This window comes from Streptomyces sp. NPDC018026, assembly GCF_044327745.1.
Classification (GTDB): domain Bacteria; phylum Actinomycetota; class Actinomycetes; order Streptomycetales; family Streptomycetaceae; genus Streptomyces; species Streptomyces rubrogriseus.
This window is the reverse complement of sequence record NZ_JBIRFY010000003.1, coordinates 802825-829491: the sequence shown is the minus strand read 5'-3', so window position 1 is coordinate 829491 and position 26667 is coordinate 802825. Positions and strand designations below refer to the sequence as shown.

General features: G+C 70.3%; 25 protein-coding genes and 1 pseudogene. 6 read left to right on the top strand and 20 right to left on the bottom strand.

What is annotated here, in order from left to right; translation table 11 throughout:
- Positions 1 to 514: 514 nt before the first annotated feature.
- The gene (locus ACH4D3_RS13965; RefSeq protein ID WP_398321061.1) at positions 515 to 2998 is read left to right on the top strand and encodes a Helicase associated domain protein; all 2484 of its coding nucleotides are present in this window, start codon (positions 515 to 517) and stop codon (positions 2996 to 2998) included.
- Positions 2999 to 3077: 79 nt separating this feature from the next.
- On the opposite strand, the gene ACH4D3_RS13960 is transcribed toward ACH4D3_RS13965, so the two are convergent.
- The 6 genes from ACH4D3_RS13960 to ACH4D3_RS13935 form a co-directional block, all read right to left on the bottom strand.
- The gene (locus ACH4D3_RS13960) at positions 3078 to 3758 is read right to left on the bottom strand and encodes a hypothetical protein (RefSeq protein WP_398321058.1); all 681 of its coding nucleotides are present in this window, start codon (positions 3756 to 3758) and stop codon (positions 3078 to 3080) included.
- Positions 3759 to 3805: 47 nt separating this feature from the next.
- Complete coding sequence (locus tag ACH4D3_RS13955; protein WP_398321055.1) at positions 3806 to 4846, bottom strand: hypothetical protein; 1041 nt, start codon at positions 4844 to 4846, stop codon at positions 3806 to 3808.
- Positions 4847 to 5105: 259 nt separating this feature from the next.
- Positions 5106 to 5933 carry an AAA family ATPase gene (locus tag ACH4D3_RS13950; protein ID WP_398321052.1) on the bottom strand — a complete coding sequence of 276 codons (828 nt, stop codon included), beginning with the start codon at positions 5931 to 5933 and terminating at the stop codon, positions 5106 to 5108.
- Entirely contained in the window at positions 5927 to 6727 is an 801-nt protein-coding gene (locus ACH4D3_RS13945; protein ID WP_398321049.1) for an AAA family ATPase, read from the bottom strand. The genes ACH4D3_RS13950 and ACH4D3_RS13945 overlap by 7 nt, the downstream gene beginning before the upstream one ends.
- Positions 6724 to 8313 carry a Mu transposase C-terminal domain-containing protein gene (locus ACH4D3_RS13940; RefSeq protein ID WP_398321046.1) on the bottom strand — a complete coding sequence of 530 codons (1590 nt, stop codon included), beginning with the start codon at positions 8311 to 8313 and terminating at the stop codon, positions 6724 to 6726. Before ACH4D3_RS13940 ends, ACH4D3_RS13945 begins: the two co-directional genes overlap by 4 nt.
- A gap of 1109 nt (positions 8314 to 9422) precedes the next feature.
- Positions 9423 to 9779 carry a protein NO VEIN domain-containing protein gene (locus ACH4D3_RS13935; protein WP_398321043.1) on the bottom strand — a complete coding sequence of 119 codons (357 nt, stop codon included), beginning with the start codon at positions 9777 to 9779 and terminating at the stop codon, positions 9423 to 9425.
- A 385-nt stretch (positions 9780 to 10164) separates the two neighbouring features.
- On the opposite strand from ACH4D3_RS13935, the pseudogene ACH4D3_RS13930 reads away from it, so the two are divergent.
- A pseudogene (locus tag ACH4D3_RS13930) lies at positions 10165 to 10292 on the top strand (DUF6207 family protein); the annotation flags it as partial.
- Positions 10293 to 10564: 272 nt separating this feature from the next.
- On the opposite strand, the gene ACH4D3_RS13925 reads toward ACH4D3_RS13930, so the two are convergent.
- The 12 genes from ACH4D3_RS13925 to ribB all read right to left on the bottom strand — a co-directional run bounded on the left by ACH4D3_RS13925 (position 10565) and on the right by ribB (position 21073).
- Positions 10565 to 10984 (bottom strand): hypothetical protein, encoded by a 420-nt coding sequence (locus ACH4D3_RS13925; protein WP_398321040.1) that lies wholly within the window; start codon positions 10982 to 10984, stop codon positions 10565 to 10567.
- A gap of 138 nt (positions 10985 to 11122) precedes the next feature.
- On the bottom strand, positions 11123 to 13384 hold the full coding sequence (locus ACH4D3_RS13920; protein WP_398321037.1) for an MMPL family transporter: 2262 nt from the start codon (positions 13382 to 13384) through the stop codon (positions 11123 to 11125).
- Between the two features lie 226 nt (positions 13385 to 13610).
- Positions 13611 to 14078: a hypothetical protein gene (locus ACH4D3_RS13915; RefSeq protein WP_398321034.1), complete on the bottom strand. Its 468-nt coding sequence runs from the start codon at positions 14076 to 14078 to the stop codon at positions 13611 to 13613.
- 400 nt (positions 14079 to 14478) lie between these two features.
- Complete coding sequence (gene fabF / locus ACH4D3_RS13910) at positions 14479 to 15741, bottom strand: beta-ketoacyl-ACP synthase II (RefSeq protein WP_398321031.1); 1263 nt, start codon at positions 15739 to 15741, stop codon at positions 14479 to 14481.
- 80 nt (positions 15742 to 15821) lie between these two features.
- Complete coding sequence (locus ACH4D3_RS13905) at positions 15822 to 15968, bottom strand: hypothetical protein (RefSeq protein WP_398321028.1); 147 nt, start codon at positions 15966 to 15968, stop codon at positions 15822 to 15824.
- Positions 15969 to 16038: 70 nt separating this feature from the next.
- A complete protein-coding gene (locus ACH4D3_RS13900) occupies positions 16039 to 17049 on the bottom strand; it encodes a beta-ketoacyl-ACP synthase III (protein ID WP_398321025.1) in 1011 nt (336 codons plus the stop codon).
- A gap of 109 nt (positions 17050 to 17158) precedes the next feature.
- Positions 17159 to 17329 carry a hypothetical protein gene (locus ACH4D3_RS13895; protein ID WP_398321022.1) on the bottom strand — a complete coding sequence of 57 codons (171 nt, stop codon included), beginning with the start codon at positions 17327 to 17329 and terminating at the stop codon, positions 17159 to 17161.
- Between the two features lie 2 nt (positions 17330 to 17331).
- Positions 17332 to 17751, bottom strand: a complete 420-nt coding sequence (locus ACH4D3_RS13890; protein WP_398321019.1) for an SRPBCC family protein — start codon at positions 17749 to 17751, stop codon at positions 17332 to 17334.
- Complete coding sequence (locus tag ACH4D3_RS13885) at positions 17751 to 18515, bottom strand: SDR family NAD(P)-dependent oxidoreductase (protein ID WP_398321017.1); 765 nt, start codon at positions 18513 to 18515, stop codon at positions 17751 to 17753. Before ACH4D3_RS13885 ends, ACH4D3_RS13890 begins: the two co-directional genes overlap by 1 nt.
- Entirely contained in the window at positions 18512 to 19132 is a 621-nt protein-coding gene (locus tag ACH4D3_RS13880) for a hypothetical protein (RefSeq protein ID WP_398321014.1), read from the bottom strand. The genes ACH4D3_RS13885 and ACH4D3_RS13880 overlap by 4 nt, the downstream gene beginning before the upstream one ends.
- Positions 19133 to 19139: 7 nt before the next feature.
- Entirely contained in the window at positions 19140 to 20405 is a 1266-nt protein-coding gene (locus tag ACH4D3_RS13875) for a 1-acyl-sn-glycerol-3-phosphate acyltransferase (RefSeq protein WP_398321011.1), read from the bottom strand.
- Positions 20402 to 21073, bottom strand: coding sequence for a 3,4-dihydroxy-2-butanone-4-phosphate synthase (gene ribB, locus ACH4D3_RS13870; protein ID WP_398321008.1), 672 nt, complete (start codon positions 21071 to 21073; stop codon positions 20402 to 20404). The genes ACH4D3_RS13875 and ribB overlap by 4 nt, the downstream gene beginning before the upstream one ends.
- Before the next feature lie 311 nt (positions 21074 to 21384).
- On the opposite strand from ribB, the gene ACH4D3_RS13865 reads away from it, so the two are divergent.
- Positions 21385 to 21897: a MarR family winged helix-turn-helix transcriptional regulator gene (locus ACH4D3_RS13865; RefSeq protein ID WP_398321005.1), complete on the top strand. Its 513-nt coding sequence runs from the start codon at positions 21385 to 21387 to the stop codon at positions 21895 to 21897.
- 308 nt (positions 21898 to 22205) lie between these two features.
- Here the strand turns inward: ACH4D3_RS13865 and ACH4D3_RS13860 are convergent, their stop codons facing one another.
- Both ACH4D3_RS13860 and ACH4D3_RS13855 read right to left on the bottom strand, forming a co-directional pair.
- Entirely contained in the window at positions 22206 to 23072 is an 867-nt protein-coding gene (locus ACH4D3_RS13860; protein ID WP_398321002.1) for a DUF6461 domain-containing protein, read from the bottom strand.
- 349 nt (positions 23073 to 23421) lie between these two features.
- Positions 23422 to 24030, bottom strand: coding sequence for a hypothetical protein (locus tag ACH4D3_RS13855; protein ID WP_398320999.1), 609 nt, complete (start codon positions 24028 to 24030; stop codon positions 23422 to 23424).
- Positions 24031 to 24201: 171 nt separating this feature from the next.
- Between ACH4D3_RS13855 and ACH4D3_RS13850 the strand changes: the two genes are divergently transcribed.
- From ACH4D3_RS13850 to ACH4D3_RS13840, 3 genes are all read left to right on the top strand, one after another.
- The gene (locus ACH4D3_RS13850; RefSeq protein WP_398320996.1) at positions 24202 to 24396 is read left to right on the top strand and encodes a hypothetical protein; all 195 of its coding nucleotides are present in this window, start codon (positions 24202 to 24204) and stop codon (positions 24394 to 24396) included.
- A 132-nt stretch (positions 24397 to 24528) separates the two neighbouring features.
- The gene (locus tag ACH4D3_RS13845) at positions 24529 to 25581 is read left to right on the top strand and encodes a phosphotransferase family protein (RefSeq protein WP_398320993.1); all 1053 of its coding nucleotides are present in this window, start codon (positions 24529 to 24531) and stop codon (positions 25579 to 25581) included.
- Positions 25582 to 26147: 566 nt separating this feature from the next.
- Positions 26148 to 26336 carry a hypothetical protein gene (locus ACH4D3_RS13840; protein WP_398320990.1) on the top strand — a complete coding sequence of 63 codons (189 nt, stop codon included), beginning with the start codon at positions 26148 to 26150 and terminating at the stop codon, positions 26334 to 26336.
- Positions 26337 to 26667: the final 331 nt, after the last annotated feature.

Here is a 26667-nt window from a genome sequence, read left to right as displayed (position 1 = left end):
CCCGCGGAGCGGGTACCACATCGCTGCGCGATGTGCAAGCGAACAACCTTGCTGCGCAAGGTTGTTGCGCTCCCGCTCCGCGGGAGCGCAAGCGGGACGCTGCGCGTCCCGCACAATCCGCATGCGTAGCATGCGGATTGACGCCCCGTCCGCTGCGCTCCCGGAGCTTGTGAGGGCTACGCCCTCACTGGAGTCTTCCGCTTTGCTCCAGACTCCGGGCAGGTCCGCTGCGCTCCCCTGCCCGCCGGTTCTTCCGGCTTCGCCTTTAGAACCGACTCCCTCCGCTTCGCTTCGGGAGTAAAAAGACGGCGCCAGCAAGGGGGACGTGTGGGGTGACGGCTGCTCAAGAATATGAGTGACGGTCTGTCAGGCGTGGCACAGTGCCGGGCGGGGAAGCCGCCTCTCTAGTATGCTTCAAAATGAGATCGAGATCCAAACTTGCCTCAGCATCCCCCACCGAAACGTCACCACGATCGCGTCACCAACGACAGCAGAGCCCGCAAAGGAGCGGAACGTGCCGAAGACTCTCCGTCCCCACCAGCGCGAGGCCGTCGACGCGGTGCTGCGCGCGCTCGAACTGCCGGCGCGGTCAGCTGTGCCCGAGCGGGGGCTGCGGACGCAGGTGGTCATGGCGACCGGCTCGGGCAAGACTCTGGTTGCCGTGCGCAGCGCGGAGGAACTGGGGGCGGGCCGGGTGCTGGTGCTGGTGCCCTCGCTGGACCTGCTCACACAGACCCAGGCCGAGTGGCATGAGGGAGGCCGCAAGGGGCTGATGATCGGGGTGTCGTCGCTGCGCGGGGATCAGGCGGTCTTCCCGAACACCACGGCGGTTGAGGAGCTGGTCGACTGGTTACGGCCGTTCGACAAGGTGACGGTGTTCGCCACATACGCCTCGCTCGGCCTGGGCACGCTGGAGCACGCTCACGCAGCCGGCCTTCCCGGCTGGGACCTGGTCGTTGTGGACGAGGCGCACCGGACCTCGGGGCGGATCGGCAAGCCCTGGGCGGTCGTCCACGACAACACCCGCATCCCCGCACTGCGGCGGCTGTACATGACCGCCACACCCCGGCTGTGGCAGCTGGACGAGGACACCGAGCCGGAGGTACCCGGTGAGCTGGTCGCGTCGATGGAGGACGATCCGGACGGACCGTTCGGCAGCAGGTGCTACACCCTGACCCTGTCCGAGGCGATCAACTGGGGCATCTGCGCGCCGTACCAGGTGGTGTGCGTGGACATCACCGACACCCAGCTCCAGGCCACGCAGCTCCTGGGCGTGAAGGGCCGGTCGGATGAGGTGCGCGGGGCGCGTCTCGCGGCTCTTCAGACGGCGCTGGTGAAGGCGGCGGCCGAGGAGGACTTCGGCAGGACGCTGGTCTTCCACCACCTGGTCAAGGAGGCCGAGGCCTTCGCGGCTGGCCTTCCCGGCGTCGCCGCGCAGTTGCATGCGGACGACCCGGAGTCGTACCCGAACACGGTCTGGGCCGACTGGCTCTGTGGCGATCACCCACCGGCCCACCGGCGCCGTGTGCTGGACGAGTTCGCCAGCGGTACGGACGCGGCCAGGTGCTTCCTGGGGTCGGCAAAGGTCCTGGGTGAGGGCGTCGACATCCACAACTGCGACAGCGTGTACTTCGCCGACGTCCGCGGCTCCATGCCCGACCTTGTCCAGGCCGTCGGCCGTGCCCTGCGCATCCAGCCAGGTGAGGGCAAGGTGGCCTCGCTGGTGGTGCCGATCCTGCTCGGGCCCGGGGAGAGTGCGGACAACATGCTCACCAGCAAGGCCTACGGCGGGCTCGCCAAGCTCCTGGAGGCTCTGCGGGCGCACGACACCCGTGTCGTGGAGGCTCTGGCCGTACCGCAAGCGCCCAGCCGGTCCAAGGGCGTCCAGAGCCGCACAGGAAGCCAGGACGCAGAGAGCACCGAGGGCGAAGACGGCGTCCCTATCTCGGTGCCGGCCCGGGCACTGCTGAAGTTCAGCACCCCGCGCGATGCGGCCGCGCTCGCGGCGTTCATCAGCCTGCGCGTCCTCAACCCCGAGAAGGAGCACTGGCGGCGCGGCGTGGAGGCGGCCGTCATCTACACCCGGCTCCACGGCGGCCTGAAGATCCCGTTCACGTACCGCGTACCCGACAGCCGGGAGCGGGAGACCGATGGCCGGGGCGAAGAGCAGAGCGAGGGTGTGCGTGAGAGGTGGCCGGCCTCGCTCGCAGACTTCCCGCTCGGACAGTGGATCGCCGACACCCGCCATCTGAACGCCCGCGGCCGCCTGAACGCCGAACGCGTCCAGCAGTTGGAGACGCTCGGCATGGTCTGGTCGCACCGTGACGTCGCGTGGGAGGAAGGACTCACCGCGGCGCGTGGGTGGGCCGAGGAAAACGGGCACCTCCTGGCGCCGCTGGGCGCCGTCTACCGGGGCCACAAAGTCGGCATCTGGCTGAAGAATGCGCGAGCCGACGTCCGCTCCGGGACGCTGGCCCCGGAGCGGCGCGAGCAGTTGGAGGACATCGACCCGTCCTGGTGCCCCACCTGGCCCGTGGAATGGCAGCGTGCCTTCCACCTCGTCCGCCAGCACCTTCAGGCCCGCGGCGTGCTGCCGACCGTGCCGGGCGAGGTCGTGCACCAGGGCGAGGACCTCGGGCGATGGGTCAGGGCACAGCGCCTGGGATGGGACCGGCTCACTGGCGGGCAGCAGTGGATGTGTGAGCAGGTCCTCGGGATCGAACCGGCGGCCCAGGACGAGAAGCCGAAGCCACGCCGCACGCAGAGCGACAAGTGGGCGCTGAACTACACCGCCGCCCGCCAGTTCTACGAACGAGAGGGGCACCTTCGGGTGCCCAGGGGACACGTCGAGCGGATCGTCACCGCAGGCGGCGGCCAGAGCCAGGAGGAACGAGACCTCAAGCTGGGGTCGTGGATCGCAAACCAGCGCAGCAGGGCCGCCACGCTGCCGCCGGAGCGGGTCGAGCAGCTCTCCGCGATCGAGATGCGGTGGGCATAGCCGGCCATCGGTATCAACGCCCTCGCCACCATCAGGAGCCACCACATCTGCCGTACCCCCGTGAGTGAGGGGCAGCGGCTCAGCAGGTCATGAGGCGGTGGTAGTCCTCGGCTTGCCGGGCCAGGTCATCTTCGGGGATGCCGGTGAAGGCGCTCATCTGGGCGTAGGACAGACCGCTCCCGCGTCCGACCAGCGCGAGCTCCCACAGGGCCTGGTTGATCCGGGCCCTGGCAGTGCCGAGGGAGACCATGCCGAGCTCGACGCCGTCGGCCGCCGGCAAGGTGCCCTCGATCTTCAGCTCCGCCAGGTGACGCACCGCGCACGTAATCAGATCGGCGACGAACTCCGGCATGTCGGAGGAGACGCCTGCCGCCCAGGTCCGCTCATGTGGCTTAGGCGAGCCGGTGTCAGCGTGCTGCTGGGAGCGGCGATCGGTGATGTACTCCCACACCCACCGGTAGGACACCGGGAGCCCGTCGGTGCGACGGTCCAGCTCCTCATACAGCTCGAAGGCCGAGCGGCGCTCCTCGGGCGCCTTGGCCCGGTCTTCTTCCAGCAGCGCATCCAGGAACTGACGGGCCTCACCCAGGCCCTCTTCGTCGGCCGGGAGGGAATGCGGCAGGGGCAGCACGGTCGAGATCGCCTCCTTGACCGTCGCTCTGACCACACCATGCCGGGCAGCCAGGGAGCGCGGCAGCCTGTCGCCCGCGCGGTGGTCACGGCGGATCGCTTCGAACAGTTCTGTCCCTGGCTCGGCCATCGTCTACTCCCTATGTGTTTGCGGGCTGGTTGGCGCGCGCACCCACCTCATGCTGCCCGGTTCGGTGCCGGTGCGCTGCCCCGGTGTGCGGCAGCGGGCCGTGGGGAACTCGGGGTCCTCGCGGCTGGGTGCCATCTCGAGCGGGGCGCTTGGTACTCGACCACACCGCAGGTGTGGGCCGCTTCGGTCACGCCCGCTTGGTCCCAGGAGCGCAGCCGCAGGGGGCGAGCGCTGTGCTGGCGCCCTTCCAGTTGCCCGAAGCGACGGGCTGCCTCGATCAAGTCCACCGCCCAGGACGGGGCCGGGCGTTTAGGACCACGGTTCGACCGGGCCGGCAAAGCCTCATGGGCGGCGGGCAACTGCAGCTGCGCGGCCGGACAGCCGGTGAGGATGCGCACCGCCAGCGCCGCAGCGTGAACGGGATGGGCGATACGCGCATGGAGCCGGCGCGCAAGAAGCGCGGTCGGCTCGTCGGGCTCGGGCGGAAAGCGGCCGGCAGCGGGCAGCAAAAGCACCGCGCGGCCCAGGCGGCAGGCCACTGCCTCGACTTCGCCGCAGCCGAGTGTGCGCCGCGCCGGCCACAGGAAGCACGGCTCGCCCTCGCGGGGCGGGAACTGCCCGTCCGCCTCCCACCACGCGAACCGGCCGGCGGGCGGTGGTGGAGCCAGCACAGGAGCGGCCACGGCACGGCGGGCCGCGGCCAGGTTGTGGGCCTCTTCATGCGGAAGCGCGGCGAGGGCAGCGGCCAGAGCGGACGGCAAAGAGCCGTGGCACAGCAAGGTCAGCCGGACGCCGGTGAGCTCCCGCAGCGCGAAGAGGTACTCGAAGTGCCGGGAGCTGATGCGATGGACCCGCGTGACGATGACGTGACCGATGCGCAGCGCGAGCATCCAGGCGGCGACCACGCGCCAGGCGGTCTCCGTGTTACCGGTCCAGTAGGTGCCGTCCCCGCTGCCGGTCAGCGGGAGGTGTTTGCCCATGCTGCGCAGCAGGTCGTGGGCCATGGAGGCGGGAGCGCTAGCGACGGGGGTGGGGTGGACGGTGATACAGCCCAGCGCGGGGGTGTGGGCGGCCAGCGCGGCGGCCATGAAGGCGTAGTCGTCATGAGGGTCGTGCACGACGGTGAGCGGGGGCCGACCGGGGTTGGGATGGCCGGGTGACCATGTAGGCCTCCACGAGCCGGTGGTGGTCTCGGGCACGGCGACCGGGCGCGGCATCGGCTTCACCGCGGCCCGGGTGGTGGCGTGGCAGCAGCGGGCGCCGACGTTAAGTCGCCGGCGGAATCGGTGCGGGCCGCCGGCGACGTGCCGGCCTGCGGGGTGGGGGCACCAGGACGCGTGGGTGCGGTCATGGGTGCCGCCCGCCGTCGACCCGGTCGGCCACCGCCTGCAGCATGCCCGCATCCGGCTTCTTCGCTCCGGTGGCGGCCAGAGCCCGCTGGGTGTGAAGGGTCAGCACGACCCAGCGACGCAGACAGCCATCGGCGAGGCGGGCATCCAGCGCTTCCAGGTCGCCGGGCGCGACGCTCTGCCACAGCGGATGCAACGCGGGCACGGCCTGCGGGACCTGGTCGCGGGTGAGCGGCCGGATGCAAGGCCAGTCGGCAGTGCGGGTGGCGAGCATCCGCCGGGCGCGCAACGAGCGTTCGCCGCACGCCTGGGCGATGAGCACCACGCACAGCCCTTGTGGGAGGTCGTCGTGCAGGAAACGCACGTACTCAAAGCAGGACGCCGACAGCCGGTCGGCGTCCTCGACCACGACGATCCGCGGCCTGACAGCCAGGGCGCGGCGGATCAGCGTGTCGGCGATACCGGGGTCGGCAGGCGCCTCGCCGCCAAGACCAAGTGCACAGCGGAGGGCGGCGCGCAGGTCCGCCGGCGTCGGCTGAGCCCGCAATTCCAGCGGCACCAGCTCACCGAGACGGCGGGCGGCGGTGTGGACGGCAAAGGTCTTGCCGACCCCGGCACCGCCCAGCACGCACACAAACCGGCCCTGGGCGTAGGCATCAACGAGCGCCTCGCCGACGGCGAGCATGCCCGGGGTGAGCAGGGTGCGCACACCTGGGGTGTTAAGGAAGTGCAGGCCGGGTGGGGCGGCGTCTTCCATGACGGCGAAGGGTTCGGCTGCGGCGGCCTCGCCCCAGACGCCCGACGGCAAAGGCGGGGTGGTCAGCACCGCTTCAGGGCCCAGCCCACGACCCGGTCGTCGACCTTGTCGGCCCCCAGGTGCTCGATGCCCTTGATCACGTGCTTGGTGACCTTCGCCCACTCGCGGAACGAGCCGAGCGCGTACTGGGTGTCGACCCGCTTCAGCAACGCCTCATCCGCGCCCCTCCACACCGGGTGCGAGTCGGGCACAGTCTTGAGGACCTCCTCCTCGGTCATCGCCAGGATCTCCAGGCGGATGTAGATCCGCGAAGCCAGCGCCGGATCGCTCTGCAGCGTCTCGTACGCCTCCCGGCCGCCGACGAAGACGATGGCGGGCTTGGGATCGCAGGTATCCCACAGCTTGCGCAGGAACTCGAAGTTCTCCCGCCGGTACTGCTGGGCCTCGTCGCACACGATCACATACGGGCGCCGGGGCAACGTCTCGCGCAGCAGCTTGTCGAACGCGGTCGGCGTTCCCGGCATCTTGCAGGACAGGTTCATCTGGTGGAACAGCTCCTCGCGCAGGTCCTTCGGCCCCGGGCGGGAACGGGCGAAGTCCAGCGGCAGGATCAGATCCGGATTCATCTCCTGGATCGTGGCGCGGGTACCGAAGCTCTTGCCGAGACCTGCATCGCCGTAGATCACCGACATCGCCCGTGATTCGACGGTGTCGACGACGGTGTCCTTGATCTGCAGCAGCGTGTCGGTGGCGACCAGCGAGGAGTCCTCAAGGCCGAGAAAAAACTGCGGGCGCAGATCCGGACGGCGCGGCGCCGCCGGCTCGGGCGGCTGGGGCGGCGGCACGGTGGCAGTAGTGGTCATGTGTCCTCCGAAGACGGATCCGAGGCGGTGGCCTGGCCGGGGCGTGGCCAGCCAGCCGGGATGGGGGTCAGTGGCTGGTACGGCTCTTCGCGACGGCGGGGAGCAGCCGGCGCTGACCGACTGGTGCCCGCGAGTTCAGCGAGCGCCTCTTCTTTGGTCATGCGGGTTGCAGAGACGGGCAGTTCGGGACCGGTAGCCGGCAGATAACGGTCGCGTCTGCGCTCACCGGAGCGCTGCAAGGCCCGGCGCAGGGCAGCGCTGTGCTCCTGGCGGTCGTCAAGGACCCTGGCACGCAGTTCCTCGGTGGCCTCGTCGCTGAGGAACGCCCGGCCCAGGTAACGGTCGCCACGGAAGGTGTACAGGTCGATCTCATGGGCGTGGTGCGGCATCCACCGCACCCGCACCTCGACCCCGATCCGGCCGACCCCGTTCTCCGGCATGTAACAGCGGCCCGCGAACTCCACCCCGTGACTGGTGATCTTCCGCCGCCGGTGATCGCTCTCCAGCATGAACGCACGCAACTCGGCCGCACTCGGCTCGGGCCGGATCTCTGCAGGGTCGGCCAGCCACGCCTCAAGCGGCGTCATCCCCGTGCGTTCCACGACGTGCTTGGTGTTGTGCTCGATGACCCACTCGCGCAGCAGGCCAACGAAGGCCTCGAATGTCAACGGCGGGTCCTCGTCGCCCACCTGACGGCAGTGATCGAGCCGTGGTGCTTTGGTGTAGCGGGGCAGATCGGCGAAGAAGCGGGTCATGCTGGTGCGGTTCAGCCGCTCGATACCGCCCTTGTGGCGGGCACTGCGCACCCGGTGCACCGGCACCCCCAGCAGGCCGAACGCCCGCCGCACCGTCCGGGACATAAAGTCGGCGCCGCCGTCGACCCGCACCAGGTGCGGCACGCCCCCGGCCGGCCCGTAAGGATCCTCCCGCAGCACCGACGCCCGCACCGCCGCCAGAACCGATCCCCGGTGCGCAGATCCCGCGGTGACCGCCCAGCCCATCACGCAGCCCGTACCGCGGTCCTCGAACCACGTCACCCACACCCTCGACGTGGTCTTGTCCGGCATCAACACCACCAACGGGGCCTGCTTGTGATCCCCCTCCCACACCTGGTTCCGGGCCACCGCCGGCCGCCGGAAGGCAGGATCGAAACCGCGGGCGGCCGGAATACCCTCCCGCAGACCCGCCATGAAACCGGGGTCAAGGTCACGGCCGATGGCGTCGTGCAGCGTGGTCAGACCGATCGGCTTCTCCCCCACCGCCTTGGCGGCGCGCACCAGGTGCTCGTGAGCGCGTTTGACGTTGCCCTGGTGGTCGGCGAGAACATCGATGATCTCGTCGGTGATCCGAAACCGCCTGCGCTCGGGCTTCTCCGTGCTGCCGGTCTCCTCGGCGCGGGCCAGCCAGCGCCACACCTGCCGCACGCTCACATCCAGCGAATCGGCGACCAGCCGCACATGCGCGGTGGTCAACTCGCCCGCCCCGCGCAACCGGAGCAGCTGCCGGACCGCAGCGGGCCGCAACTCGTCCTGATGCCGGCCCAAGCCCGCCTCCGCAGCCTGTGAGTCGCCGTCCAGCGGCGTCACCGGCGACCGCAGCCGTAAGGCGGGCGGCCGGATAACGGCACGGAGATCACGTACAGCCTCCAACAACGAACAACGGTTGCGTACAGGTCACTTCAGCCAGACGCATGTGTGTGACGGATGCGTCTGATGCGAGGCTATGAGCCGCACATGGGCTTCCCGCCCAGCCGCTCACTCGGACGGGTGGCAGCAGAACGTTCCCGCCAGTTCGACGGACGCGCGTGCTAACGGGGGTCTTCGGGACTGCTGCGGGAATCTGGACCAGCCAGCCTCCGCGGCACCTGCCAGGAACCGCCGGACACATCTCCGCACACCCGGACGGCCCCACGAAGATCAAGAAGACAAAGGAGACACGGCGAACACGACACCGGCCGACACGGCCTCACGTCACCGTAATGTTCGGGGAACTGTCACCATGATCGAGCGACTCAACTACTCCTGAGCAGCACGAATACATCTACACGTCAGTGACATACAACGCCGAACATCCCAGCGACATCACAGCCGAACCTCACAGCTTGCCCACCCGGCCCGCAGGACGCCGCGCGAGCCGCTGTCGCCTACGCGGGAGTTGCACCGAGGGCAGGACCGAGGGTTGCACCCCTCCGGCCCGAGAGGCCGTTGTCTGTGCAGGTCACCCCTGGCGGGCAAGCCGCCGGCGGACGCCGACACCTCCTTCTCAGCGACAGCCGGAGAGGAGGAATGGGGTGAACACGGCTGCGGGCGGCACCCCACAGTCAGGGTGCCGCCCGCAGGGCCGACTTGTCAGAGGCTGGCCATCTCGGCGACAAGGGCGACTCCGGCCGCCCCATCCAGCGCGTCCCGCGCTGGATGGGCGCTCCCGGGCCTCTGCGCGGATGTTGTTTTCTCAACCCGCGCATCTGGGTGTACTGGGGGGCAGGTCCCCAACCGCACTACGCCAGAACACGGCACCCCTCGGCCCGACGGCCCCGCCCGTCCGGCCGCCTGCCCACTACGCGGTGGGTTCGTACGTCACAGCGGCCTCCGCGCAGAGGACAAGGGGGCAGGGGCACAATGTGGTTCTCGGGCCGCAGGACAGGTGACCGGGCGTCAGCCCGTCGACTCGCTTCCTGCGGCCGGAGTCCGTGGGTTCAGGAGGTGAGGCCGGGGAGGCGGTACTCGTACTTGCGGGGCCGGAGGTCTTCCTCGGCCGGCTCCCAGTCTGGGTAGTGCGAGACGGTGCCGCCGCTCGCGGTGTAGGGGTCGGTGGCGGTGTCGACCTTGATGTCGCTGACGACGTAGAGGTCGACGGTGTTGTCCTTGTCCCGGGCGTGCAGGACCTCGTTGATGGTCAGTTCGACGCTGGTGGCGGCGCCCGTGGTGCCCTTGACCTCGACGTGGCGTTCCTCGGTGCCGCGGAGGCAGCGCAGGTCGTAGGGCTTGCCGAGCTTCTCAACCGTCCAGCCCCGCTGCAGGCGCTGGGCCGGCATCTGGGCGAGTTTGCCCATGCCGCGGTCGGTGCCTGAGCGGCGGATGGCGTCGCAGCCTGGACCCCGCCCAGTGGCAGCCTCCGGCCGCCGGGAACCGGTGCGAGTACAACACGCTGTGGATGGTGGTGAGACCCGGTTCCGTCTGTCCGTGGACCCCTCGGAGAAGACCGCGCTGGCCAGCGAACTGGCCGACTGCCCGGACGACGTAGTCACCGTCGAGCTGGCCCGGTAGCCGCCCGGCACTACCGTGCCCGCCGGCAACGGCGGCAGACACCCACCCCCGGTGGGATGGCTCCTCTGGGGGCTGGGCCCATGTCCCGTGCGCGCCTTCACCGGCGTCCCGATCGGGTGACAGACCGCTCTCCGGCGCACCTCCGGCGCACCGTGGCGTGTGGCAGCGGGCATGAGATCGATCAGCGAGGCACACGTGGCGCGGGTGGGTCTGGCCGTGGTGGAGGTCGCCGCCCTGGACGACGCGACCGCTTCGCCGTCCAGGAGCTGCTCGCCGCCCAGTGCGCGATCGCCGCGGCAGAACGCACGATGCACGAGCCCGGCGAACCCGGCGTACGGCTACGGCTCTTCCTCGACCTCCACCCCGACGACGGCCAGGACAACGCCGTCAGCAACGGCTGAACCAGCGGGCACCGGCCCGGCCCACCCTGTCGAAGGCCTCCACCGTGACGATGTGGACCCTGCCCGAGCCAATGCTCACCACCGCCGTGGACAGCCGTGACCTGCCCACCGGACACGGCGGAGATCAAGTGTGCGTAGCGCCCAACACGGGACAACAGCTGCCGTAGCTGTCACCCCTCCAGCCTGTCGCCCCTTCGCGGCAAGGGCAGGGTCGGGTAGCGGCAGGACTGGAGCAGGGCGATGGTCTGTTGGCGGGTGCGGGCCGGCGTGTCGTTCCAGGCGCACACCAGTTCCCAGTCGCTGAAGAAGGCGCTGTTGTGGGGGTCCAGGCGGGCCCGTACCGCGGCCAGGGCGGCTCTCACCTCGGCGCCGCAGGACTCTGCGTCTCCGGTCGCCGCCCAGGCGAGGGCCCCGACCAGGCTCGCTGCCTGCGGGTCGTGGGGGGAGCCGACGTACAGCAGGCCCTGTCCCTGGCACCAGCCTCGTCGGGTGATCAGCAGGGTACTTCGCTGGAAGATCGCGTCGCCCGTCTGCACCAGCGGCGGCAGGGTGGGATCTGTGATGGCGGGGTCGTACAGAGTCGCGCTCACCGGGTCGGGCTCCCTGTCCTGGCGGGTTGTCACGGGTTCGTGTGGGGCGGCGGAACCGACCGCTGCGCCGTCGGCTCGGGGAGGTGAGTCGACGTCGCAGCGGGTCCTATGAAGGGAGGTCGGGGTGGGCGGGGCGTGTCACCGTGTGGTGTGGTCGGCCAGCTGCGGGTGCCGGCTCGAGGTGTCCGCCGCCACGGCCGTCGCGGGGACCGGCTCGGGAGCGGAGGGCTGCTCGGAGGCGGGGGACTGCTGTTCGGTGCGGCGGTGACGGCCCCAGGTGCGGTCGCCAATGAGCAGGAGCGCGGCGGGCATGACCAGGCGGCGGATGACGACGGCGTCGAGGATGACGGCGGCGGCGAGGCTGATGCCGAGTTCGCGGACGATGCTGATCTGCGCGCTGGTGAAGGAGGCGAAGACCGCGACCATGATTGCTGCGGCGCCGTTGACGAGGCCGGCGGTGCGGGCGAGGCCACCGAGGACGGCCTCGCGGTGAGTGGCTCCACCCAGGTAGGTCTCCCGCATGCGAGAGATCATGATCACCATGTAGTCCATGCTGAGGCCGAACATCACGGCGAAGAGCATGAGGGGGGTGACGCTGTTGATGGAGTTGTCGGCGTTGCCGGTGAACATGGCGAGGAAGCCGAGGCTGGCGCCCACGACGGCGATGTTGAAGGCCAGGGCGAGCAGCGGCAGCAGGACGGACCGGAAGGCGTAGAGCAGGATCAGGAAGCTGAGCAGGGCGACGGAGAGGACGACCAGGGGGGCCGAGCGCAGAACGAGGTCGTCGAAGTCGGAGCCGGTGGGGGTGGCGCCGGCGAGCTGGACGGCGACCCCGGGCTGGGTGCGGTCGTCGAGGTGGTCGCGAAGGTCGTCGACGAGGTGGTGGGCCGAGGAGCTGTCGGGATCGGCGCTGGGAGTGATGATGACGCGGGTGACCAGGTTGTCGCCGTCCTGCGTCCACAACTGGTCGAGTGCGGTGCGGGCGGCGGCGTCCAGGGAGGCGGGATCGTCCAGGGACCGGGAGAAGGGCTCGACGGACTGGACCTTGTCGGCGCCGGGTGCGGACCGGGCGTAGAAGGCGATGTCGGCGGCGCTCTTGAGGAGGGCGTCGGGCTGGTCGCGGTCGGCGCTGAGTACGACCTGGATGGGGAACATCTCGCGGACGCCGATGTCCTGCTTGATGCGCTCCATCCCGATGCGGGCGCTGTCGTCGGTGGGCAGGATGTCCGCGCTGGCGACGGGGACGCGCAGGGTCAGCTGGGCGGCGGGGGCGGCGAGTGCGGCGAAGGCGACCGCGAGGGCGGCCAGGACGAGGCCGGGGCGGCGGGTGAAGCGGTTGCCGGGGCGGTCGTCCTTGCCGGCCTTGCGGGAGGTGGTCGCCCCGGTGGTGTTCTTACGGCGGCGCAGGGTGCCCCAGTTGATGCGGTGGCCCAGCAGGCTCAGCACGGCGGGCAGCAGTGTCACGGCGATGGCCACGGCGACCAGGGAGACGGCCACGCCGCCCAGCGCGATGCTGGTGAAGGACATGGCGCGGGGGATGAAGAGGGCCGAGAGGGCGACCACGACGGCCAGGCCGCTGAAGACCACGGAGTGGCCGACGGTGCGCATGGTGCGGTCCAGGGCGTCGGGCACGGCGTGCCCGACGGCCAACTCCTCGCGGAAGCGCTTGATGATGAAGAGCGAGTAGTCGACGGCGACGGCCAGGCCGACCATGCTCACGATGTTGGTGAAGAGGCTGTTGACGTCGGTGAACTGCGTCATCCCGTAGCCGATGGCCTGGGTGGCCATCAGGGTGACGCCCGCCATGAGCAGGGGGACGACCATCGCGGCCACGGAGCGGAAGACCAGCAGCAGCACGATGAAGAGCACCGGGAAGGCGATCATCTCGGCGCGGGTGACGTCCTCCTTGGAGTGCACGTTCAGCGCGTAGTCCAGGGCGGGGGCGCCGGTGACGTCGACTTCGACCTTGTCGCCGACGGCATCGCGCACGTCGTCCTGGAGGTCGGGCACGAGGTTCTGGACCGTGGTGTTGTCACTGGTGAAGCCCACCTGGAGGAAGGTGGTCCGGCCGTCCTCGGAAAGCCACTCAGGGTGGGTGGTGCGGTCGGTGACGGCGGAGACTCCCTCGCGCTGCACTGCCTCCCGGGCCTGGCCGATAGTGTCCTGGACGGCGCCGTCCTTGCTGTGCAGGACGACCAGCAAGGAGTTGGGGGCCTCGTTGAAGGCGCGCTCCAGGGTGCGCTGGGCCTTGACGGACTCGCCGCGGGGGTCGGAGAAGCCGCCGGTCTTCAGGGCTCCTTCTAGCTGGAGGGCGAAGGGGACGGCCAGGGCGAGCAGCAGCAGCCAGCCGGCAATCACGGCTTTGGGCCGCGCAACGGCGAGGTGGGCGATTTTCTTCACTTCTACTCCTGGGTTCCGGGGGTCCGTCCACCGCTTGCGGGAGCGGGCCGTACGACAGCAGCCGGACACGCGCATTTCGATGTTGAAACAACGATGACGCGTTATCGATGACTCATCATGAGTGATACGACATCGATGATGCAACATCTTTGAAGATGATTTTCTGGCGCCGGACCCGCCAGGGGCCTGAACAGTGGCTGTGATCTGCGAGGGAAACGGCGGTGCGTCAGAGAGCGATCTGGGAAAGGCCGGGTGCCGCCGCACGCCCGCCGGCGCTCGGGCGCCTGGCACGGAGCCTCACGACTTCACCGTGGTCGGCACGGAGGATGAGGCGGTACGGGGGACGGCTCTCCTGGCGCGCCACGGTGACCCAGCCCCGCCGGGCCCAGGCGTACAGGGTGATGTGCGGCATGGAGAGTTCCGCGGCCAGGTCCCTCAGCCACCACTCGTCGGCCATCAGGCTCTCCTCGGGAGCCGGGGCGGGCCGGCGACGGGCCAGGGGGACGTTCTCGCGCAGCAGCCGGCGCACCGTGGTCAGACTGATGGAATCGCTGCGGCCGGGGGCCATGGTGTAGCCCTCGTTCCCCAGCACCCGGGTGATGGCGGGGGCGGTGCAGCCCTGTTCGGCCAGGTCGGTGATGCGCGCGACGATCCGGACGTAGTAATGCTCCGGCGGGACGGCGGCCGGCGTCATGAGCGCCGTGACAGGCCCAGGGTGCCGACCTGTCCGCAGCGTGGCGGACACAGCCTGGTGCGCGGCGAGGAGTGGGCCTCGGCGAAACGGGAAACGGGGAGATTCAAGGTGGCGTCCTTCATCGTCCCTCTGTCACTCACTGCGTCGGTTGCCGGTGCGGCGGAGGATCAACGCCTGTCGTTCGCCGCAGCGCGTTCGCCACGCTAGTACGTGCCTGAGGCGCCGGGTGGACGGTCCCGTGACGGGGCTTGAATCTGCCGCCGGCCACCGCGGGGCCTCTTCCGTCACCATGCGCACGGCCTTCACTTTCACCGCCGGTCCGGCATCAGGGGTTTACAGAATCGAGTCCTGCGTTGGACTGAAACAACGCGGCCGGGCGGGGTCCGGCCGTCTGTTCGGCTCAGTGCCGGCGGGTGGCGTCATCGGCGCCGCGGAAGGCCAGGCAGACGTTGTGGCCGCCGAAGCCGAAGGAGTTGTTGAGGACGACGGCGGGGCCGGGGGCCAGCTCGCGCGGTTTGTCGCGGACGACGTCCACCTCGACCCGTGCGTCGAGGGCGCCGACGTTGATGGTGGGCGGCGCGAGACGGTGGTACAGGGCCAGGACCGCGGCCACCGACTCCACCGCCCCGGTCGCGCCCAGGAGATGCCCGGTCATCGACTTGGTGGCGGAGATCGGTACCCGTTCGGCGTGGGAGCCCATCACCTGGCGCAGAGCGGCGAGTTCGGCGAGATCACCCAGCGGCGTGGAGGTGGCGTGGGCGTTGACGTGGGTGACCTCCTGCGGGGAGCTGCCCGCGTCGGCGAGCGCCGCGCGCACGGCGCGGGTCACGTCACGGCCCTCGGGTTCGGGCTGGGCGATGTGGTGGGCGTCGGACGTCAGGTCGACGCCGGCCGCCTCGCCGTAGGCGCGGGCGCCGCGGGAGCGGGCGTGCTCCTCGGATTCCAGGACGAGGATGCCGGCACCCTCGCCCATCACGAACCCGTCCCGGTCGCGGTCGTAGGGACGGGAGGCCCCCTCGGGGTCGTCGTTGCGCCGCGACATGGCCATCATGTTGGCGAAGGCCGTCATGATCAGGGGATGGATGGGGGCCTCGGCCCCTCCGGCGACCACGACGTCCGCCCGGCCGGAGCGGATCATCGTCAGGGCGTGTCCCACCGCCTCGGCCCCCGAGGCGCAGGCGGAAGCCGTGGTGTGGACGCCGGCCCGCGCGCCCAGCTCGAGGCCGACGTGCGCGGCCGGCCCGTTCGGCATGAACATCGGCACGGTGTGCGGGGAGACACGGCGCGGCCCCTGCTCACGCAGCACGTCGTGGGAGGCCAGCAGCGAGGTGAGGCCGCCCAGGCCCGAGGCGATAACGGCACCGAGCCGGGTGGGGTCCACGTCCGGCCGGCCGGCGTCCTGCCATGCCTCCCGGGCCGCGATGAGCGCGAACTGTGCCGAGCGGTCCGTCCGCCGGGCCAGGGTGTGGCCGATGTGCGGGGCGGGTTCGCTTGCTGCCGGGCACGCGATGCGTACGGTGAGGTCGCTCGCCCACGGCTCGGTCAGGGTCCGGGCGCCGGAGCGCCCGGCCAGGAGGGACTGCCAGGTGGAGGCGGCGTCGCCGCCCAGCGGTGTGGTGGCTCCGAGTCCGGTGACAAGCACCTTGCGGCCGGCGGGCGTCATCGTGGGTCTCCTGGAGGTGGGGATCTCGAGGTTCTGCTGTGGTCTCGCCTGGATGTACTCCGAGGACGTGGAGGACCTGGTCAGACGGCTTGGAAGATGCGGGCCATGATGTCCAGGACGGTGGTGAGCTCCTGGGGCGTCGTGCCCGGCCGGTCGGCGTCGGTGGCGAGGGCCTTCTCGCCGCGTGCGAGGAGGCCGGTGTCCGGCTGCGCGGTGGTCACGTTCATGGCAACTCCGGTGCTGGGTCGGACGGGCGGGGAGGCGGTTCGCGGTGTGCGTGGGGCACGAGGACGGGCGTCAGGGCAGGGTGATCACCTGGGCGGCGTAGGAGAGTCCCGCGCCGAAGCCGATGGTGAGGGTGAGCGCGCCGCTGCGGGCGGCTCCGGCCGCCAGCATGTGCTCGATCGCCAAGGGGACGGAGGCCGCCGAGGTGTTGCCGGTGTGCACGATGTCGCGGGCAACGGCCACATGTGCGGGCAGGCGCAGTGCGGTGGCGAGGGCCTCCACGATGCGCAGGTTCGCCTGGTGCGGGACGAACGCCTCAAGGTCGGTGGCGTCCATGCCCGCCTCGTCCAGTGCGCGACGGGCGACGCGGGCCATCTCGTACACGGCCCAGCGGAACACCGTCTGGCCCCGCATGGTCAGAGCGGGGAAGTGCGGCGGGCGGCCGTGGCGCAGTTCGAGCCAGGAGGAGCTCTGGTCGATGGCGCCGCCCTGTGCCCCGTCGGAGCCCCAGACCACGGGGCCCATGGCCGGGGTGTCGCTGGGGCTGACGACGACGGCTCCGGCCCCGTCGCCGAAGAGGAAGGCGGTGGCGCGGTCGTCGTGGTCGATCAGGTCGGACATCCGCTCGGTCGCCACCACCAGGACGTGGCCGGCACTGCCGCCGCGGACCAGGTCGTGGGCGACGGCCAGGGCGTGGGTGAAGCCCGCGCACGCCGCGGACAGGTCGAAGGCGGCGGCCTGCGCGGTACCGATCCGGTGGGCGATGTCGGCGGCCAGCGCGGGCAGTTGGCGGAAGTGGGTGGAGGTGGCCACCAGTACGCAACCGACCTGGTCCGCGGTGACTCCGGCGTGCGCGAGGGCCTTCTCGGCGGCTGCGGCACCCATGAGGGCGACGCTCTCCTGCTCGGCCGCCCAGCGCCGTTCGGCGATGCCGGAACGTTCGCGGATCCACTCGTCGCTGGAGTCGATCCGGGGGGCGATCTCCTGGTTCGACACCACGCGGGAGGGCCGGTAGCCGCCCACGCCGGTGATGCGGGCGTACGCCGGACCCACGGCGGGCCGGAGCACGGAGGGTGCAGACACGACGGGTCTCCCTGGGACGGGCCGTCGAGGACGGCCGGAGGCAAGGGCGGAGGGTGACGGGCCCGAACGGGGGATGTATCCGGGCCCGTCACGAAGGGGGGCGGTCTCTTCAGTCGAGGCCGCGCAGGATGTGCTCCTCGGCCGCCTCGCCGTCCAGGCGGGCCAGGTGCAGCGGCACCGGCAGCGCCCAGCAGTCGGTACCGGCGGCGGGCAGGAACACGGTGTCCGGCTGCGTGTGATCACCGGACGTCGTAGTGGCGGACGAGGCGGCAAGCGGCATGGTCAGGCCACCCCGGCCAGGGCGCGCTGCCGGGCCCGCTGAGACAGACGGCCCAGGCGCAGGTCGGCGACGCCGGCGAACGCCGGGCGCAGCAGGGCGGCGAGGGTCCCCCGGTTGGTGAAGGAGTGCGTGACATGGGTGCCGTCGCCGTGGGGCAGCAAGCGCCAGCTGTTGGTCTCGGCCAGGCCGGGAACCTCCCACCGGCCCTCGATGTGGTTCTCACCGATGCTGCGGTACTCCCAGTGCCCGGTGAGACCACCGCGGGCAGTGAGGGGGTAGCGCCGGCCGGTGATCGCGGCCTCGGGGCCCCCGACCGACAAGAACGCGGGGTTCCATTCGGCCAGTTCGGCGGGCTCCAGGAGGATCTGCCGTACCGTCCGCAGGGGGGCGGGGATCAGGATGTGTGCGTCGGCGGTGTTCATCAGTACCTCATTCCTCCGTCGGAGCGGATGACCGTGGCATTGATGTAGTCGGCGGCCGGAGAGGCCAGGAAGGCGATGGTCTCGGCCGTCTGCGCGGCTTCGCCCAGTCCCAGCAGGGAGCGGTCGGTCATACGCCGCCGCTGCGGGCCGGCCACGGCGGCGCCCAGGCCGGTGCCGAGGATCCCGGGGGCCAGGGTGGCGGTGCGGATGTTGTAGGAGGCGTACTCCTGCGAGACGGTCATGGCCAGGCCGTGCAGGCCGGCCTTGGAGGAGGCGTAGGCGGCCTGCCCTGCGTTGCCGGTCAGCGCGGTGATCGACGAGATGTAGATGATGCGGCCGTAGCGCGCCCGCATCATGCTCTTCACCGCGTACTTGGTGGTGAGGAAGGCACCGCGCAGGTTGACCCGCTGCACCTCGTCCCAGTCCTCGACCGACATCCGCACCAGAGGCTGGTCGCGGGTGATCGCGGCGTTGTGGATGAGGACGTCGAGCCGGCCGAATCTGCGGGCCTCCGAGGCCAGCAGGGCGGCCGTGTCGTCGGTGGCCACGTCACCGGGGACGAGCCGGAGCCTGTCGCGGTGTTCGCCCGCCAGACGTTCCAGTCCCTCCGAGGGGGAGCGGTGATTGGCGACCACCGTGGCTCCCTGGCCCAGGAGCGTCTCCGCGGTCAGCAGGCCCAGACCCCGTCCCGCCCCGGTGAGGAGCACCACCCGTCCCGTCAGCGGGCTTGCCGGGGGTGGGGCCGGTGAAGTCGGAAGGGTCATGGCGTGGTCTCCCAGGTACGGACCGCGGCAACCACCCCGGCGGACGGACACAGCACGGCGGCGGGGTCGACGGTGGCGGTGATACCGGTAGTTGTGTCGCTGGTGAACAGGTGGTCGGTGACCGGCGCGAGGCGGTCGTCGGCGAAGGGGCGCGGCGTGCGCAGACGGGCGAACCTGAGGTTCCCCAGGTCGTGGGGAGGCTCCTCGACGATCAGATGCGGCAGCAGCAGGCCGGGCTCCTGGCGCAGCAGCCGCGTGCTGTTCTCCAGGAAGCGCAGGCCGCGTTCGCGCAGCGCGGCCGGCATCCAGTCCAGGACCGGGAGGTGCAGCTCGCTCACCACACCGTCACTGGTCAGCGTGGCTCGGGCGGCCACATCGGGCGGAAGACGCTCGGCCTCCTCGGCGTACATCGGTACCGAGATGCGCTCCTGCTCGATCAGGACGAGGAGACAACCGCCGCTGGACAGATGGTCCATGACCTCGGCCGCCTGCGCGGGGCTCGGCCACAGAGCCGTGGGGACGTAGTCGCCGGGTGCGGAAGCGTGCCAGGACAGGCGACGGGGCCCGTCGAAGACCACGAGTGTCTTACCGCACCGCAGGAACGCTGATGTGCTCACGGTTGTCTCACGACCTCGAATTCGCAGGGCCGCCGACGCCGGCGAGCTGCTGGTAGTGGGCTTCGGCCCGGCGCCGTCGGTCCGCTGTTCTGGCGTCGAGGGCCGGCGCGGCAAGAATGCCGCGCAGGTGCGGCGCTGCCTCGTCGTCACGGCCGACGGCGATCAGCGCCTCGGCGTACGCCATGGGATAACGGGTGTCGTGGGCGCCCAAGCGGGCCGCGTGCCGCAGGTGCTCCAGCGCCTGGGGGCGACGTCCGCCCAGGGCCCGGGGCATCAGCAGGTGCCAGCGGCCCAGCAGGTATCGGGCCATCAGGTGGTCGGGGTGTGTGCGCAGTACCTCCTGCGCGGTGTGCCGCACCCCGCGCAGCACGGCGGGCCGCAGCGGTGCGGGGGCGTTCAGGGCGCGCAGTCCGGTGAGCCGGGCCTCCAGGACGCGGGCGTCGGCACCGAGAGGGGTACCGGGACCGGTGAAGCTGCCGGAATCGGTGACGCGGGCCAGGTCGAGCAGCAGGCGCGCCTGCTGCATCCGCCGCCGGGCGGGCAGCTGATCGGTGTGGCTGAGCATCGTCTCCACGACCGTTTCGGCCCGCTGGACGAGTTCGGCGGCCGCCTGCCGGGCCCGCCGGGGGTCGGGGGCCGTGCGCGCGGTGCCCACCAGCCGCTCCAGCGCCTGACGCGCGGCCTCGACCAGCGCCGTGACCCGCTGGGGCCTGGGCCGTGCGGTGTCGTCGGGCAGTGCGGGGCCGAAGACGACCCGTACCTGGGCCCGCCGGGGCCGCAAACCCCCCTTGGGCAGGGCGTCCTGCGCCCCCCACAGAGCCACGGGGATGACGGGCACGCCCGCCCGGACCGCGAAGCGGAAGGCACCGTCCTTGAAGGGGAGCAGCGGCCAGCCCGGCCCGCGGGTGCCCTCGGGATAGACCACCAGGGCACCGCAGGCAGCGAAGACGCCGTCCACCGCGGCCAGCAGTTCCCTGTCGGGCCTGTCACGGTTCACCGGGATGCCCCCCATGCCCTGCGTCCACCGGCGGCGCACGGGATGGACGAAGGCCTCCGCCTTGGTGAGATAGGACGTGGGGGTGTCCCGCAGACCGTCGAGGACGGCGTCCAGGACGAGGTGGTCCGCGAAGCTGCTGTGGTTGGCGACCAGGACGAACGGTGTGTCGGTCGGCAGGTGCCGCGCTCCTTCTACACCGGCGAGGTACCGGTGCGTGACCGCAGGGCGTGTCAGCGCGGTCGACGCACCGGCCATCCACCGGGAGGTGCGGCTCACAGAACCCGCTCGCTGCGGGCGGCGGCGTACTCACGCAGCTTCTCGATGCTGGTGAGCACCAGACCCTCGCGCCGGGCGAGCTCGACCAACTGGGGCAGGCGCGCCATCGTCCCGTCCTCGCGGATGATCTCAACGATGACGCCGGCGGGCGTCAGCCCCGCGAAGCGGGCAAGGTCGACCGCGGCCTCGGTGTGGCCGGGGCGCTCCAGAACACCGCCCGGGCGCGCCACGAGCGGGAAGATGTGGCCCGGCCGGCGCAGGTCGCCGCTGGAGCCCTTCAGCATCAGCTCGATCGTCCTGGCACGGTCCGGGGCGGATATCCCGGTGGTCACCCCGTGCTCCGGACCGCCGTCGACGCTGACGGTGAACGCGGTGCCGTGGTGGTCCTCGTTGCGCTCGACCATCGGGGGCAGCTCCAACTGCGCGGCGCGCTCCTCGGTCACCGAGACGCAGACCAGGCCGCGCCCGTGGGTGATCATGTAGTTGATGGCCGCGGCGTCGGCGTACTCCGCCGCCACGATGAGGTCTCCTTCGTTCTCCCTGTCCTCGTCGTCCACCACGACGACGAGCTCACCGCGGGCGATGGCCGCCACGGCGGCCGCGGCATCGTCGAGAACGATCGGGGCGTCGAGGGCGACGTGAGTGCCTTCAAGGATCTGCGCGGTCATCTTGCTTCCTTTGCTTGACGTGGGCTTGCGCTGAGGTCGTGCACCGGGGTCAAGAAGCGATGCGACGACACCGGCATCGATGTTCCGACATCGATGGCATAACACCGATGCTTCATCATGCATGTCACAGCATCGTTGTTGCAACAACATTCCCGGATCCGCCCAAAGTGGCAGGCGGGACTCCGGAAAGACTTGAAGCGACTCATATCGATGACGTATCATTGAATGATGCGTCATGAATGGTGCATCATCGAGAAACGATGCACCTAGGTCCGGCTGCCGCAGCCGACTCAACCCCCAGGAGAGCCGCCATGCCCCACTCCCCGGCCACCATGGAAACGCCGCCGGGCGCGACGCCCGAGCCACCCCCGAACGACTCGGAACTGCGCTACCTGCTGCTGGCGGCCCAGCGCGAGGGAGCCCGGCAGATGACCGGGCATCTCAGGCCCCTCAATCTGACCCCGGCCCAGGCCGAGATCCTCCTCGTGCTCGGCGAGCGTGCGCCCCTCACGCTCGCCGAGGTGGGCCGCCTGATCGTGTGCGAGAGCGGCAGCCCCAGCCGCATCGTCGACACCCTCACCAAGCGCGGCCTGGTCGACCGCGAACCAGGCCAGGTGGATCGCCGGGTCGTCTACCTGCGGCTGTCCTCGCGCGGAGAGGAACTGCTCCCCGCACTGCGCGACATCGACGCCCGCACCGACGCCATGGTCACCGACGGCCTCAGCCCGGAGGAACAGCTGGTCATGACCCACGGACTGCGCCGCATGCTGAACGGCACACCCAGCGGGACCGCGCTGGCAGCGCGCTTTGGACGCGGGAAGTAGCCTGGCCGCGCCGGCGGCCTGAGCCTTCGTCAACCGAGTGCTCCCTGCGACCGGCATCGCGCGCCGGAGCGCCGCTCTACGTGGCCGGCGGAGTCATCGACTCCGGTTCGACACCAGACACACGTGGGCCCCGCAGCCATGGGTTCTGACGGTGCTCGCAACACCCGCGATCCGTGGGAGTTGCGAGGACCGTGGCCGCCGAACGCGATGATCTTGCGCTCGCTCAGGGCCTCGTCGCTCCTAAGCAGAGCAGGTCAGATGCCCCCTGCTCAAGGCGTCAAAGTGTCCCACCTCGTGTGCGGAGGTTCTCAGCGCCGAAGTCGCGGAGGCAGTGCGGCCCAGCGGCGCGGAGTGCGCCGATCAACCGCGTCCCTGCCGTCACTGATCCTCAGGCCGGCCGCGGCACAGGAGTAGGCAAGGATGCCGGCTCCGCAGGGGAACGTGTCTCCGCGCTGCCAGAAACGGAAGGTCCAGTAGGCGTCCGGGTCCGAGGCGTGCGGCGAGAGGCCGATTTCTTCGGACACGACGACTTCACCGTCGCGAGCCAGGGCACCGAAGGTCCCGCCCTTGGGATTGAAGTACACCCCACAGGCGACGGTACCCACCGAAACTGTCTGCATCACGGCGTTGTCGCTCGGCATATACCCGTCCTGTGTGATCACGCAGCCACCGGGGTCACCGTCCACGCTCCTCACACCCACGTAGCGCAGGGACTCCTCGTAGTCTGCCGGACCGAAGGGCGCATGCTCGAGCTCCGCCGTCGGGCACTGCGTGAGATCGGCACCCAGCCGCCGGATCAGGTCGTCCTCTCCCAGACCACGTACGAAGCAGACACCGAGCCCCTCGGTCCACAACGGCCCCTGGCCGAACGCCGCAATCAGGCCGTCCGCCGCCTGCTGCCCGGCGACCTCCTTCGGGGACAACTTCACTGCCCCCGGCAGACCCTGAACGAGCGGTGCGAGCGACGTGGTCAACAACAGCCGACCCGGCGACCAGGACCCCGACTGCGATGCCCAGACATCCGCCCCGGCGCCGATCAGCGTACGGACAGTGGCCCCGTCCATGCCGTGGACGGCATACCACAACGGCGTGTGCCCGGCATCGTCGCGTATGTCGACGTCCACACCGTGCGACAGGAGCGCCGCCACCGCCTGTGCCGCACCCTGCTCCGCCACCAGGTGCAGCGGAGTAGTGCCACGCCATCCGACTGCGGCACCGGGCGGCGCTCCCCCTCCAGCCGGGCCCGGATCAGGGCCGTGTCCGCCCAGTCCCGGTAGCCCATCTGCTGCCAGCCGGCCCGCGGCACGTAGCGCTGCCGTGCCTCCTCCTCGCGGCGCAGCCGCTCGCGCCGGCCCCGGGTCAGCGGCGGCGCCAGGAACGCCGGCGGTCCGCTCCTCTCCACGGTCGCGAACACACCCGGCCGCGGCTGCAGGTCCGGCGGCTCAAGCTGCGGCCAGACCTCGAGCGCCCGGCATGACGCAGCGTGAAGTGCCGCCGTATCGACCGAGGTGCGGACCTCGGCCATCACCTCGTCCGGCCACTCCACCACCAGCTGCGTATCCCCGGGGGAGGCAGTTCCGCCAGATACAGGTCGATGTCGGTCCTGAACAGGGACCTGCGGGAGCAGTGCAGGCCCGCATCCAGCGGGATCAGCCCGACCGCCTGCTCCATCGCAGCCGTCCCCGCCTGCTCCTGCCGCCCCGTGACCCTCCGCAGCACCGCGCCGTCCAGCGAGGTCACGCGCCGGCCGTCGGAGAACAGCAGACCCACACGGAGCCCGGACTGCCCTCTCGCGTCCCCACCCTGCCGACAGCTCTTGCGGAAGACCGCCACATGCAACGTGACCGACCGCGGCCACACCGACCATCCCGTCAGCACCACCCGGGTCTCCGGAGCGGAGCCGATCACCTCCAGCTGCGATAACAGCACGGGCGTGAACCGGTCGACGGGCGGCGCGTACAGCCCATCCTCCCTGCCCGGCGGCCCCAACCGAGCCAACACCGCCTGCTCCGCAGCAGGTCCCTCCGGAAACACAAGATCATCAAAGAAGCCCACATACCGAGCGTTGCACACCACACTGACAGCGCCCGAGAGCTTCCCGCACGCGGGCTGGATCAGCGCGAAATGGCGCACGGAGCAGCCCCAGCCACACTCATTTCGTCACCCCTGGCCCTATCGAGCAGCAGTGACGTCGCTTGTCGATGAGTTGGGGAGGCGCCCCGTTCCACAGACGGGTGATGCTTGGGAGGCACCGGGTCCCTTGCCAGGGCAGCATCGGGATGCCCCCGGTGAAAGGTGCCGGCCATGCCGCAGATGTCGAAGGCCGAGCTGTACGCGGCGATCCGGCGTGACCATCGCGGTGGCATGTCGATGCGGGAGCTCGAGCGCAAGCACGGCGTGACGTGGCGGACGGTTCGCAAGGCACTGGATTCGGCCTGGCCCGAGCCTCGGAAAAGGCTGCCGCCCGGGCGACCGCTCTGGACCCGTACAAGCCAGTGATTGACCCGCTGGAGGCGTTCGTCCCGCAGACCCCCCAGCCCGGGCTCAAGCCGAAGAACCTGCCAAGGCCGGCTGATTCGCCGGAAGCCGACTCGGCCCAACGGTGCATCCGGCCGGGGACAGGGTCGGCGGATGCACCAGTTCACGGATAGTGAAGCCTTGTCAGGGATCGTGCATGAGGCACTGGGGGCGAAGGCCCACGTTGTCGGAGTGGACCGGTTGCGCGGCGGGAGCAAGAAGGGGGTCTACCGGGTTCACACGAGCGGATCACGTGCAGCAAGTGTGATCGTCTACAGCTGGGCCGAGGCCGAGAACTTCTGGCCTGCTGCGGAAGCCATCGACCCGGCCCACCCGTTCGCACCCGCCTCCGGGCTGGCCCCCTTCCTAGCGGCCCAGCAGAGACTGGACCGCCTTGAAGTCCGGGTTCCAGGGGTGCTCCTCGCCGATGACAGCCGACGCCGCCACCCGGCTGACGTGGCAGCTGTCGAGGACGTTGCCGGCGGCACTCTGGAAGCGCTCCAGGGGAGGGATCCCGCACGCGCATCACATGCCCTGAGCGAGCTGGCCGCCATGCTCGACGTGATGCACCAGCAGCACAGTCAGCACTACGGCAGGGTGGACGTGCTCGAACGGGGCGGCAAAGCGAGTGGCGATTCATGCGAGCAACTGGTGCTCGAACGTGCCATCGAGGACCTGGCTGAGGCGGCCGAACGCGACCCCAGCATCGGATCAGCCACAGCTTCTTTGCACGATCGCTTGCAGGAGCTGGCCACACGAGTGACGCCGCGCACGCAGCACGCACTGATCCACGGCGAACTCGGGCCCGACCATGTCCTGGTCGATGACTCCGGACACCCCGTCCTGATCGACATCGAGGGCCTGATGTTCTTCGATGCCGAGTGGGAGCACGTGTTCCCGCAGCTTCGCTTCGGTGACCAGTACCCAGCCTTCTCCCGCCCCGGACTCGACCCGGCACGGCTCGACCTCTACATGCTCGCGATGCGTCTCTCACTGGTGGCCGGCCCCCTTCGTCTGCTCGACGGCGACTTCCCGCACCGCACGGTGATGCAGGAAATCGCCGAGCACAACGCGAAGGAAGCGCTGGCTCTGTTGGTCTCACAGCACCGCGGCCGCCACATACGCATCGCCTCTGCCGCTACCTGCCTCCACGGCCGGCCGCCCTGACGGGCGGCCGGCCGTCCCGCGTTGCCTCACTCACTCGGCAGTGCCGTCATTTCTCCTCGACACGTGCGAGCCGGCCGATCGACAACTGACTCCAGAACCGGTCGACAAACGCCGTTCCCGGAGATGAACGAAGCCACGACATCGTCTCGCCGTTGCTGAACAGCACGACTCCATACACCGGGTCCCGCGGATGTCTTCCCTCCCCAGGACCCGTGGTGTCCGGACGTTGGACAGATCTTCCCGACCGCCCCGGCCGCCGTGGCGGTGAACCCATCGGCGGCTTCGGCGCCGGTCATCACCTGAGTGGTCACCGTCCGCCGGAGGACTGCGTGGAGGGCGGGAGCGCCAGGTCGAAAAGGGCTTTGAGGGTTTCGCGCTCAAGGCTGCTGTCGAGGTGAAGGGAGCGTCGTAGAAGGGCCCCGACGTCCTTGGGTCGAGTCCGAAACGCACACCGGCGTCCAGGCAGATCTCGCCGAAGAGCGCGGGGGCGAGCCGGGGCTCTCGCAGGATGTACCAGCCTATGAGGCGCACGACATCGCCCCGGATGTCGCCCCAGGAAGACATCCATGGACTTGTCGACGTCTTCCACATCCCGGGCAAGGTCCCCCGAGGACGGCTTCGACGACGGTGGTGCACACAGCGTCAAGGGGGACGAAGCCGTCGGTGCCGTCGTTGATGGCGACGGCGGGCCACCAAGCCAGGCGCGCGGCCTGCGTGTACCGCTCGTTCCGACGAACCTGGAAGTCAACCGCTGAGACCACACCGCACGGGGTTCCCGGCGACATCACCTTTCGTAGCCGTCCTCTGGCCAAGAACCCCGAGCCCGGCCTTGACTTGCTCGAACACGGCAACGGCAGTGAAGGGACACGGACGTGCGCGCACGGGGCATCAACTACGACACAGGGTTCCTCCCAGGAGAAGAACTCTCCCGCAAGAGCTTCACCCCTGAGACGGTCCGCCGCGACATGGCGGTGATCTCCGGAAACCTCCACTGTGACGCCATTCGAATCTCGGGACGAGAGCCTGAACGGCTGAACATCGCCGCAAGACACGCTGCAGACGCCGGCCTTGAGGTCTGGTTCGCCC

Bases quoted from the DNA above. Each gene is read 5' to 3' on its own strand.
- ACH4D3_RS13960 (WP_398321058.1), bottom strand. From the start codon at position 3,758: ATGGCCGAGCCAGGGACAGAACTGTTCGAAGCGATCCGCCGTGACCAC.
- ACH4D3_RS13955 (WP_398321055.1), bottom strand. From the start codon at position 4,846: ATGGCCGCCGCGCTGGCCGCCCACACCCCCGCGCTGGGCTGTATCACC.
- ACH4D3_RS13945 (WP_398321049.1), bottom strand. From the start codon at position 6,727: ATGACCACTACTGCCACCGTGCCGCCGCCCCAGCCGCCCGAGCCGGCG.
- ACH4D3_RS13935 (WP_398321043.1), bottom strand. From the start codon at position 9,779: ATGGGCAAACTCGCCCAGATGCCGGCCCAGCGCCTGCAGCGGGGCTGG.
- ACH4D3_RS13915 (WP_398321034.1), bottom strand. From the start codon at position 14,078: ATGACGCCGGCCGCCGTCCCGCCGGAGCATTACTACGTCCGGATCGTC.
- fabF (WP_398321031.1), bottom strand. From the start codon at position 15,741: ATGACGCCCGCCGGCCGCAAGGTGCTTGTCACCGGACTCGGAGCCACC.
- ACH4D3_RS13905 (WP_398321028.1), bottom strand. From the start codon at position 15,968: ATGAACGTGACCACCGCGCAGCCGGACACCGGCCTCCTCGCACGCGGC.
- ACH4D3_RS13895 (WP_398321022.1), bottom strand. From the start codon at position 17,329: ATGCCGCTTGCCGCCTCGTCCGCCACTACGACGTCCGGTGATCACACG.
- ACH4D3_RS13890 (WP_398321019.1), bottom strand. From the start codon at position 17,751: ATGAACACCGCCGACGCACACATCCTGATCCCCGCCCCCCTGCGGACG.
- ACH4D3_RS13885 (WP_398321017.1), bottom strand. From the start codon at position 18,515: ATGACCCTTCCGACTTCACCGGCCCCACCCCCGGCAAGCCCGCTGACG.
- ribB (WP_398321008.1), bottom strand. From the start codon at position 21,073: ATGACCGCGCAGATCCTTGAAGGCACTCACGTCGCCCTCGACGCCCCG.
- ACH4D3_RS13865 (WP_398321005.1), top strand. From the start codon at position 21,385: ATGCCCCACTCCCCGGCCACCATGGAAACGCCGCCGGGCGCGACGCCC.
- ACH4D3_RS13850 (WP_398320996.1), top strand. From the start codon at position 24,202: ATGCCGCAGATGTCGAAGGCCGAGCTGTACGCGGCGATCCGGCGTGAC.
- ACH4D3_RS13845 (WP_398320993.1), top strand. From the start codon at position 24,529: ATGCACCAGTTCACGGATAGTGAAGCCTTGTCAGGGATCGTGCATGAG.
- ACH4D3_RS13840 (WP_398320990.1), top strand. From the start codon at position 26,148: ATGGACTTGTCGACGTCTTCCACATCCCGGGCAAGGTCCCCCGAGGAC.